Origin of the sequence: Actinomadura sp. KC345 (genome assembly GCF_004348515.1) — a bacterium.
GTDB lineage: Bacteria > Actinomycetota > Actinomycetes > Streptosporangiales > Streptosporangiaceae > Spirillospora.
Map to the genome: position 1 here is coordinate 1 of NZ_SMKH01000287.1, position 9,785 is coordinate 9,785.

The 9,785-nt window shown below is 66.8% G+C and carries 12 protein-coding genes; 8 read left to right on the forward strand and 4 right to left on the reverse strand.

Going from position 1 to position 9,785, the window contains the following annotated elements; all coding sequences use genetic code 11:
* Positions 1–484: 484 nt before the first annotated feature.
* Positions 485–1,915 (forward strand): amidase family protein, encoded by a 1,431-nt coding sequence (locus tag E1281_RS32335; protein WP_131883513.1) that lies wholly within the window; start codon positions 485–487, stop codon positions 1,913–1,915.
* A 163-nt stretch (positions 1,916–2,078) separates the two neighbouring features.
* The gene (locus E1281_RS32340) at positions 2,079–2,603 is read left to right on the forward strand and encodes a DNA alkylation repair protein (protein ID WP_131883514.1); all 525 of its coding nucleotides are present in this window, start codon (positions 2,079–2,081) and stop codon (positions 2,601–2,603) included.
* Here E1281_RS32340 and E1281_RS32345 read toward each other — a convergent pair.
* On the reverse strand, positions 2,591–3,544 hold the full coding sequence (locus E1281_RS32345) for a zinc metalloprotease (protein ID WP_243717647.1): 954 nt from the start codon (positions 3,542–3,544) through the stop codon (positions 2,591–2,593). The genes E1281_RS32340 and E1281_RS32345 overlap by 13 nt on opposite strands.
* 220 nt (positions 3,545–3,764) lie before the next feature.
* Here E1281_RS32345 and guaA point away from each other — a divergent pair, with 220 nt between their 5' ends.
* The gene (guaA, locus tag E1281_RS32350) at positions 3,765–5,375 is read left to right on the forward strand and encodes a glutamine-hydrolyzing GMP synthase (protein WP_131883522.1); all 1,611 of its coding nucleotides are present in this window, start codon (positions 3,765–3,767) and stop codon (positions 5,373–5,375) included.
* A gap of 24 nt (positions 5,376–5,399) precedes the next feature.
* On the opposite strand, the gene E1281_RS32355 is transcribed toward guaA, so the two are convergent.
* A complete protein-coding gene (locus E1281_RS32355) occupies positions 5,400–5,861 on the reverse strand; it encodes a hypothetical protein (protein WP_131883515.1) in 462 nt (153 codons plus the stop codon).
* A gap of 346 nt (positions 5,862–6,207) precedes the next feature.
* Here E1281_RS32355 and E1281_RS32360 point away from each other — a divergent pair, with 346 nt between their 5' ends.
* Positions 6,208–6,576, forward strand: coding sequence for a nuclear transport factor 2 family protein (locus E1281_RS32360; RefSeq protein ID WP_243717648.1), 369 nt, complete (start codon positions 6,208–6,210; stop codon positions 6,574–6,576).
* A 76-nt stretch (positions 6,577–6,652) separates the two neighbouring features.
* Here E1281_RS32360 and E1281_RS32365 read toward each other — a convergent pair whose 3' ends face one another.
* Together E1281_RS32365 and E1281_RS32370 are read right to left on the reverse strand one after the other, a co-directional pair.
* Positions 6,653–7,090, reverse strand: a complete 438-nt coding sequence (locus tag E1281_RS32365; protein ID WP_131883517.1) for an ATP-binding protein — start codon at positions 7,088–7,090, stop codon at positions 6,653–6,655.
* Positions 7,091–7,095: 5 nt separating this feature from the next.
* Entirely contained in the window at positions 7,096–7,353 is a 258-nt protein-coding gene (locus E1281_RS32370) for a PDC sensor domain-containing protein (protein ID WP_131883518.1), read from the reverse strand.
* 166 nt (positions 7,354–7,519) lie between these two features.
* Between E1281_RS32370 and E1281_RS32375 the strand changes: the two genes are divergently transcribed.
* From E1281_RS32375 to E1281_RS41465, 4 genes are all read left to right on the forward strand, one after another.
* A complete protein-coding gene (locus tag E1281_RS32375; protein ID WP_131883519.1) occupies positions 7,520–8,308 on the forward strand; it encodes a helix-turn-helix transcriptional regulator in 789 nt (262 codons plus the stop codon).
* Positions 8,286–8,474, forward strand: a complete 189-nt coding sequence (locus E1281_RS32380; RefSeq protein WP_131883520.1) for a DUF397 domain-containing protein — start codon at positions 8,286–8,288, stop codon at positions 8,472–8,474. The genes E1281_RS32375 and E1281_RS32380 overlap by 23 nt, the downstream gene beginning before the upstream one ends.
* 24 nt (positions 8,475–8,498) lie before the next feature.
* The gene (locus E1281_RS32385) at positions 8,499–8,723 is read left to right on the forward strand and encodes a DUF397 domain-containing protein (RefSeq protein WP_131883523.1); all 225 of its coding nucleotides are present in this window, start codon (positions 8,499–8,501) and stop codon (positions 8,721–8,723) included.
* Positions 8,724–8,826: 103 nt separating this feature from the next.
* The gene (locus E1281_RS41465; RefSeq protein WP_207943615.1) at positions 8,827–9,660 is read left to right on the forward strand and encodes a hypothetical protein; all 834 of its coding nucleotides are present in this window, start codon (positions 8,827–8,829) and stop codon (positions 9,658–9,660) included.
* Positions 9,661–9,785 lie beyond the last annotated feature (125 nt).

The following is a 9,785-nucleotide window of genomic DNA, read 5'->3' on the forward strand; positions in this document are numbered from 1 at the left end:
CCCGATGGGTCGAGCCTCGTGTCGAGGTCATCTCGGGTGTGACCCTACGGGAAGCCGTCCGGTGGCTTCCTGAGGAAGACGCCGGACGGCTTCGCGCGACTCAGCGCCGGTAGGCCTTCCACACCTTGTGCATGCGGGTCCCCTGGCCGGCGGTGAAGGACGTCATGCAGGTGTCGTAGCTGTAGTCCATGTAGTTGTGCACCGAGTCCTTCCCAGGGGCGGGGCAGGCTCGCCTACGCCTTCGAGCAGGCGACCTGTGCGCGCAAGGAGCCCAGGCTTCTACCCACTCTCCCGGGGTAACGACCCGGCGTTTGTGCGGTGACCGCACCCGCCGACCCCAGCCCGCGCCGGGGTCGGCGCTTCACATTGGGCGCGTGGAGGATTCTTCGGCGCTTGACGATTCGCGGCTTTCTGGACGGTCCCCATTGGTCGCCGAAGGCGGCCCCGCCTTAGGGCGGTCCAATCAAAGAATGGAGGAGGGCTGATGGAATCGGCTTTTCCCGAGGAGATGGGCGTTCGCGATCTGCTACAGGAGATGGCGGACGGTCACCTGACCTCGGCAGAACTCACCGCTCGATGCCTGGCACGCATCGAGCGGCTGAACCCCGTTCTTCACTCGGTCATCGCGGTGGATCCGCACGCACTGGCGCAGGCTCGTGCGATCGACCGTCTCCGGGCTTCGGGCGGTGCGGTCGGGCCGCTCGCCGGGATCCCGGTTCTGGTGAAGGACAACATCGACACGTTCGGCCTGCCCACGACGGCGGGTTCGGTGGCTCTGCGCGGTGCGATGCCGCGCCGAGACGCCGACCTGGTGGCCCGGCTGCGCCGGGCCGGCGCGGTCATCCTGGGTAAGACGAATCTGTCGGAGTGGTCCAACTTCCGCTCCGCCGGAGCACCGGGCGCCTGGAGTCCGGTCGGCGGGCAGGCCAGGAACCCGTATGTCCTGGATCGGTCTTCGCTGGGGTCGTCCAGCGGCTCCGCGGTCGCGGCGGCCGCGGGCTTGGTCCCGGTGGCCATCGGGACCGATACCGGTGGCTCCATCAACAAGCCCGCCGGAGGGAACGCCGTCGTCGGTCTCCGACCGTCCCACGGGCGGGTCGGTGGGAACGGGATCGTGCCGGTCTCACCGTGGCAGGACACGGCCGGGCCGATCACCCGGAGTGTGGCGGACGCCGCCGCGCTCTTCGCGGTGATCGCCGTCTCGCACCGCGCCATCCGCCTGGAACCGGGCCTACCGTCCGGGACCAGGATCGGCGTGTGGAGCGGGATCAGGACGGAGGGGAACCACCCTGACGTGGATCGTGTTCTCGCCGAAGCCACGGCGAGGCTGCACGATCTGGGCGCGACCACCGTCGAGGTGGACCTGCCCGTACCCGATCAGGACGTGCTTCCCTTCGAGTTCAAGGAGGCCATCAACGCCTACCTGAGGTCGGCCGGGGGCGAGCACCCCCGCGACCTCGCCGATCTGATCGCCTTCCACCGGGACGAGCCCGCCGAGCGGGTGCCCGAATTCGGGCTGACCAAGTTCGAGCAGGCCCAGCTTTCGGACACCGTCCGCTCACCGCAGGAGTACCGGAACGAACGCGAGCGGATCACCGAGGAGACGCGCCGGAGCATCGGCCGCCTCTTCGGCCGGCACCGGCTGACCGCGATCATGGCTCCGTCCAACGGCCGGGTCCCCGTGGTCCACGGTGCGAAAAGCGCTCCGTGGGTGGATTCCACCCTCCCGGCGGCGGTCGGTGGGTATCCCAGTATCACGGTACCGGCCGGCTACACCGACGCCGAACTCCCGCTCGGCGTCTTGTTCATCGGTCTCAGGAACCGCGATGAGGAACTCCTGGGGCTCGCCTACACCTTCGAGCAGGCGACCCGAGCGCGCAAGGAGCCCAGGTACCTGCCCACTCTCCCGGTGTGACGACCGGGCACCCGTGAGGTGACGATCCGCCGACCCCAGCCCCTGCGCTGGGGTCGGCACTTCACGCGGGCGTCCGCTCGTTCGCCAGGGCCGTCTGACACCACGGCGGCGTAGCGTGGGCCGGGGTGGATGTCGAGGTTGAGGCCGCGCGGGTCCTGAGGAGTTGCGGGCGCAGGGGGATTCGGTACGGGCTGCGAATGAGAAGCGCTACCTGAAGAGCGACTTCGTGCACATCGGTGTGCCCGTGCCCGCGTTGCGCAAGGTCGCCGTGTCCGCGGTGAAGACCACACCCACGCGCGACGAGCTGCTCGCTCTCGCCGAGAAGGTCGTCGGCAGGTTGGTCGTCCGGCACCCGGATCTGGGGTCGGTACTCGATGCCTGGGTCGCCGACCCCTACATGTGGGTAAGGCGTGCGGCCGTCCTGGCGCTGCTGGCAGGGATCAGGAACGGAAGCCCCGACCTGGTCAGGATCGACAAGTTCGGGGATGCGCTCATCGGTGAACGCGAGTTCTTCATCCGCAAGGCCCTCGGGTGGGTGCTGCGGGAGCTGTCCAAGAAGGACCCGGGGTGGGTGGCCCGATGGGTCGAGCCTCGTGTCGAGGTCATCTCGGGTGTGACCCTACGGGAAGCCGTCCGGTGGCTTCCTGAGGAAGACGCCGGACGGCTTCGCGCGACTCAGCGCCGGTAGGCCTTCCACACCTTGTGCATGCGGGTCCCCTGGCCGGCGGTGAAGGACGTCATGCAGGTGTCGTAGCTGTAGTCCATGTAGTTGTGCACCGGGTCGTCCCCGGGAGCCGGGCAGGTGTCCTTGCCGGACGGGCAGCCGTTCGTGGGGTCGCGCTCGGCGGGAGTGTCCGCCACGCGGTCGCCTTCGCCCATGCAGCCGTCCTGGAACGTGTGGTAGAGGCCGAGCCAGTGGCCGACCTCGTGTGTCGCACTGAATCCCTTGTTGAAGTTCTCGATGGGGCCGCCCGGCATGCTGCCGTAGTGGATGGTCACGCCGTCCATCTTGGGCTCGGACTTGTACTTCCACGGGAACGTCGACCAGCCGAGCAGGTCTCCGCCTATGTAGGCGCTGTAGAGGTTCAACGTGCCCTTGCCGCCCTTGCGCAGCCTCGGCTTGAACGTCCGCTCGTAGCGTTCGGGGTCGTTGAACCAGGCGGCGTTGTCCGTCCGGGTCGTGTCGCGGAGGTCGAACGAGATACGGGTGTTGGCGCCGCCGTTCCGTCCTCCGTAGGAGGCGTTCAACGTGCTTACCTGGCGCTTGACCTCCGCACTGGACACGTTGCCCTTCGCGCCGTCATGCAGCACATGGAAGTAGACCGGGATCCTGATCTGTGGCGCTGCGCGGAGGTCGTCACCGGCCGACCGGCCATCCGTCCCATCGGCGGGGCTCACGCCCAGACCGCGCAGTATCTCGTTGAGCTGCCGCTCGACCGTCGCGGCCTGCCCAGGCGTCAGGTCGTTGTGCCCCCGCCCGTGCGCTCCGTCCGCCCCTGGCCGCAGCCGCGCGTCGGCGTGTGCGTGCATGTGCGCGCAGTCGTCCTGGCGTGTGGTCTCCGGGGACGGCCCAGAGGGCATCGCGGGGACGAACGCGGCGATCAGGGCGGTGGCGGCGAGCAACTTCACGGCACTCCTAGGGAGGACGCTTGCGGACGGGAGCCATGTGAACACAAGGCGTCATCAAGAGGTATCAGAGCGGAGTCACCACAGGAGTGTGGTCAGGGTAAATGGATGCCGACCGTTATCGGTCAATCGCACCATGTAACGGCCGCGGGTCGGGTGCGGGCATCAGCCCAGGCAGCCACCCCCGTAGACTGGTGGGACCCTTCCGGCCGTGCGAAAGGCGTTGTTGGTGGCCGCAGACCAGTCCTTTGACACCGTTCTCGTCGTCGACTTCGGCGCGCAGTACGCGCAGCTGATAGCGCGGCGGGTCCGCGAGTGCCATGTGTTCAGCGAGATCGTGCCGTCCACCATGCCGGCGGAGGAGATGCTCGCCAAGCGGCCGAAAGCCATCATCCTGTCGGGCGGCCCTGCGTCGGTGTACGCGGAAGGCGCCCCGGTGGCGCCGGACGGGCTGTTCGACCTGGGCGTCCCCACGTTCGGCATCTGCTACGGCCACCAGGTGATGGCCCAGGCCCTGGGCGGGACGGTCGAGAACTCCGATGTCGCCGAGTACGGGGGCGCGACCGTCACCGTCTCGGCCCCCGGCATGCTGTTCGCGGGGCTGCCGCACGAGCAGGCGGTGTGGATGTCGCACCGCGACTACGTCAGCCGTGCCCCGTCCGGCTTCACCGTCACGGCCAGCACCGACGTGACACCGGTCGCGGGCATGGAGGACCGTGAGCGCGGCCTCTTCGGCGTCCAGTTCCACCCCGAGGTCCTGCACACGGAACACGGCATGGAGCTTCTGCGCCGGTTCCTGTACGAGGGCGCCGGATGCCGTCCGAACTGGACGATGGTGAACATCGCGGACGAGTCGATCGCGGCCGTCCAGGAGCAGGTGGGGCACAAGCGGGCGATCTGCGCGCTGTCCGGCGGCGTGGACTCGGCGGTCGCCGCCGCCCTCGTCCAGCGTGCGATCGGCGACCAGCTGACCTGCGTGTTCGTCGACCACGGCCTGCTGCGCAAGGGTGAGCCCGAGCAGGTCGAAAAGGACTTCGTCGCCGTCACCGGCGTGAACCTCCACGTCGTGGACGCCCAGGACCGCTTCCTCGCCGCCCTCGACGGCGTCACCGACCCCGAGGAGAAGCGCAAGATCATCGGCCGGGAGTTCATCCGCGTCTTCGAGGAGGCGGCGCGCGAGATCGTCAAAGGCGGTTCCGGGGAAGCGTCCTCCCGGAAGGGCACGGAGGACGCGGCCGAACCGGTCGAGTTCCTCGTCCAGGGGACCCTCTACCCGGACGTCGTCGAATCGGGCGGCGGCACCGGCGCGGCCAACATCAAGTCGCACCACAACGTCGGCGGGCTCCCCGAAGACCTGCAGTTCCAGCTGATCGAGCCGCTGCGGAACCTGTTCAAGGACGAGGTCCGCGCGCTCGGCGAGCAGCTCGGCCTGCCGACCGAGATCGTCTGGCGCCAGCCCTTCCCCGGCCCCGGCCTCGGCATCCGCATCATCGGCGCCGTGACCCGCGACCGCCTGGACATCCTCCGCGACGCGGACGCGATCGCCCGCGAGGAGCTGACCAGCGCCGGACTCGACCGCGACATCTGGCAGTTCCCGGTGGTCCTGTTGGCGGACGTCCGGTCGGTGGGTGTCCAGGGTGACAGCCGCACCTACGGGCACCCCATCGTCCTGCGGCCGGTGACCAGCGAGGACGCCATGACGGCCGACTGGGCACGGCTGCCTTACGACGTCCTCCAGCGCATCTCCACCCGCATCACCAACGAGGTCCGCGAGATCAACCGGGTCACGGTCGACATCACGTCCAAGCCCCCCGGCACCATCGAGTGGGAGTAACCCGAGGAAAGCGGGGCCGTCACGTCACGCGACGTCATGGCAGAATTTGGGGCCGTCGTTGTTGTAGTTGCGCACCTGCGTGTAGTGCTTGTGGCCGGCCTGAGCGCCGTACTTGAGAAGCCATATCGTGAAACGGAAGCAGTGCTTCTCAGCCAGGTTCTCCGGCTGCCCATCCGGGAACACGGATGTGGTCCCGTTGTGAGCGGTGATGGAATACTCCGTCGCATCCGGGTCTTTGGTCACATTCTTGATCCGCAGACGGACGGAGTAGTCATCCCCCGGTTTGTCCCGGAGATGGACGACGTCGCCATTGGGATGGAAGGTGACCTCTGCCTTGCAGTTGGCGAAGCTGTGGATGCACATCGATCCGTAGCTGCCGTAATTGCGCCAGGGGCCCCAGACGCCCGCCGCCGCGGGACCGGCCGCGATCATCGGTGACAGTACAACGCCCGATGCCAGCGTGACCCGCAAGATCGCCCTCTTCATCCGAACTCCCCCTTCATCCGGCCTGCTCGTCAAAAGTCGCACGCGCCCTGGTGGCCAAGGCGTGCAACGGTGCCCTGAGGTACCTTCCCTTTCGGCTGTGTGAACCTTCTGGGGGCAATGGTCCCGACCGCCGCCTCAATGGCAACATGCTGAGCTGGACGAAGGCCCAGGACTGGTTCGCGCGGAGCGTGCCAGGTGGTGCTCGCCTTCCTCCTACCTGGTCGAAGCGGCCAAGGACGATGCAGAGTCGATGTCGAGAACGCTCCGGCCGCTCCGACTTCCTACAGGGAACCGCGGGTTCCCGTGGTGGTGCCCCATGGACGGCACCGGATACGGAGGAGCAGACATGTCACGCAACATCGAGACCGTCAACACCTACCTGGACGGTTTCCGTAAGAACGACCACGAGCAGATCCTGTCCTGCCTGACCGAGGACATCGAGTGGACCGTCTTCGGCGGATTCCACCTGACAGGCAAGGACGCCTACGACAAGGCGATCGACGGCCCGCCCGGACTCATCGACCCGCCGCACCTGGAGGTCGTCCGCATGGTCGAGCAGGACGATGTCGTCATGGCGGAACTCACGGGGACGGTGAAGCGCGTCGCGGGCGGCGAGATGCGCATGTCCATGGCCGAGGTGTTCGTCATGCGCGACGGCAAGATCGCTGAGCGTCGAGCCTGGGTCGTCGAACTCAAGGAGAACGACCACCGCTGACCTGGGACGTCCGATCGGGCGGCCCGGGTCGGCGGCGACCATGGACCCGGGCCGTCCGTCACCGTGACGACCTGGATTACGGGAGATGCCCCAGTACGGCCCACACGCTTTTACCGCCCTGCTCTGGGCGCCAGCCATGTTCCTTGGCCAGGATCGCGATGATGCTTAGGCCCCACCCACCGGGGTCCGGTGCGTCCTCAGGGACGGGACGCGTCGGCATGGTCAGGTCGGGTGTGGATGCCTCGGGCTTATCTGGGGACGTGTCCCATACCTCGATGCGAAGTCCGCCGGGCACGAGCGCCAGACGCAGAGAGATGGGCTGATGGCGCGTCGCGCGGACGGCGTTCGTCAGTAGTTCGGACACGATGAGGATCGCGTCGTCCACCGTGGCCTGGGGCAACCCCCACTGGAGGGCCTGGGATTCGACGATGAGGCGGCCCTGCGAGACGGCCTCGGGTATCGCCAAGAGTCCGCGCCGCAAAGCTGCGGGGCCGGTCGGCGTTCCGTCGATCATCGCGCTCACCGCCGCGCTTCCCGGGCCAGGCCGTCCTGCTGCAGCATCAGGTCGCCCAGCGTGTGCAGGTCGGACGCGGTGAGCGTGGCCAGCAGACGCCCGTCGCCGCCGCGGATCGCTTCGGGGTGCCGCAGATGCACCGTCCACAACCCGGTGCTGCGCGCCCGGTAGGGGTCGCCCCACCGCCCGGCCTTCGGCTGGACGGCCGGCGATGGGTCCGTTTCGTCTATGACGTCTTCCTTGTGGAATTTGTCGCTGTTCATTTTCCTGATCGCCTCTGTCGCAGACTTTTTGCGTTCTGTGCGACAGGTTGACCGAGGTGTCTTACAGTCGTCACTGTTGCCAACAACATCGGAAAAACAATGACGTGCGGAGGTATGTGATCATGGTCAGGCCGTCCCCGACCCGCACGAGTCGATCTACGCCTTCATGGCCTACTACCTGCGCTTCCTTCGGATCGAGCACAACGCCACACAGGCGGACGTCGCCAAGATCCTCAACTGCTCGATCGGCCAGGTTTCCAAATACGAGAGCGGCGATAAGCAACTCGCCAGCCGGGAGTGCAACGCGCTGGACAAAACGTGGAATACGGGCGGCGTGTTCACCATCTGGCTCGGATATGCAAAACTCGGAATCGACGCGAATGCCCCAGCCCGCCTCGACCGTTACCAGCGCAGGGCCACCGAGCACTGCATCTTCTCCAGCAGCGTGGTACCCATCCCGCTGCAGACGGAGGACTACGCGAGGGGCCTGCTGGAAGCGGGCCACGCCGCCGGGCTCATCGAAGACGTCGACATCGCCGTCGCCCTGCGGATGGATCTCCAGGCGGCGATCCTGGACGGCCGCCCCGACCTATGGGTGGTGATCGACCAGATCGCTCTCCGCAAGATGGGGAGTTCGCAGGTCATGGCCGACCAGCGAGACAAACTGCTGGAGATGAGCAAGTTCCGCCATGTGTCCGTACGTATACTGCCCCTGTCGGCTGCACCGCATACAGGAGTGGATGGCTCCTATTGGTGCTTCACGCTTCCGGGGCGTCGCTTGGCGGCTTATTCGGGTAACGCGATCGGCATCGGCCGGATCATGGATGACCAAACCGATGCGGCGGATGTGGCGACGCGTTTCCACCGGATCGCGGCGCGGGCTTGGAGTGAAGACCAGTCGCGTGAGTATCTAGCACGGATGGGTGAGTCCTATGACGACTTGGCGCAAGAGTAGTTACAGCGGATCTCACGGCACTTCCGACTGTGTTGAGGTCGCTTCCATAAAGGGGGGCGTGGGGATTCGGGACAGCAAGAGCCCGTCCACCCACCTCCTGACGTTCTCCAAGGGCGACTTGGCGGCTCTCGTCGGGAAAATAAAGTCCGGCGAGCTGGAACTCTGATTCCTTGGAGACGAAGTGAAAGCGATGCCCCGGTGTGCTCCAAAGTGGTGCAAGAGCAGCTATAGCCAAACTCACGGCACGTCTGACTGTGTTGAGCTCGCTTCCCTGGACGGGGTTGTGGGAATTCGGGACAGTAAGAGCCTGTCCACCCCACACCTGTCCGTCTCTAAGGAGGGTATGGCTGCCCTCTTTGACCGGATCAAGGCAGGCGGGCTGGATCTGTTGACCGGTCCAGGTGCAATTCACTAAGGCACGCCCGGCGGTGAGGGCGGCGGCCTCCCGGCTGGGACGGCGCCGGGCTTCCGACGAGGACGCCGGGGACGACGAAGAGTCCGCCTGGAGGCGGGGTCGGGTGCTCGCCGGGCTGTCGGTGGGAACGGCCGGGTTGCTGCTGTTCCACCGGGCCGTCCCCAACGGCGTGGGCCGGGTGGGGAGCCTGCTGGAGACGTTCCTGCCTTGGCTCGGCCTGGCGGTCGTGGTGCTGCTCGTCTCGGCATTGCTGCGCCGTTCGGCGACCGCGTCGGTGGCCCTACTCCTGCCGGTGGCGGCCTGGACGTACGTCTTCGGCGGCCTGCTCTTGCCCGCCCCGGAGCCCGGCCCGCGCGACCTCGTCGTGGTGCAGCACAACGTCAGCGACGAGAACACTTGGATTGGGACGGGCCTTAACGTGAAGCGAAACCTCTTGATATCGGGAATGATTGTGGGCTTGGTGGGCTATGCGTGTGCGGCGGTATTGGTGGTATTACGCGTTGCCGACGCCTCCGATCGCGGCAGTGTCGTCGACTCCGGTCGGACCACTTCCTCCCCCGGCCCTCGGCGGACCGACTTGCCCGATCCGTCGGTCGCCCTCAGTACGGCTGAAGGGCAAGCCCTCGGGCCCCGCGTGGAGAAGGGGGGCATCGGGCCGATCCAAGGGCATTGGCAAGCTCGGGCCAGTGCTGAGGCCTCCTTCCAGGTCAAAGCCGACGGCTCGTTTTCTGGTGGCGTAGTGCCGAATATCTGCACCGGCCTCGCGCAGCGCCACCAGAACGGCTACTTGCTCCTGAAGAGTTGCAGTGACGGCCTTGCGAGTTGGGCGATAACGTCCCTGGTCCGCCGTGACAAGGATGGCAAGGACGTGGTGGTCTGGAAGGGGCTAGGGGAGTTCCTTCGGCAGTGCTACGACAGGCCGAAGAGCTTCTGCTGACCGGGACCTGTTCATGGTTGTGCGGAACCGGGATGGGGCCCCGCGCCTCGTATGTGGTGTCTCGTCCATCGAAATCCCGAGGAACAACCGTGGCGTCAGAGGGTCTGTTGGGTCTTGAGCAGGGG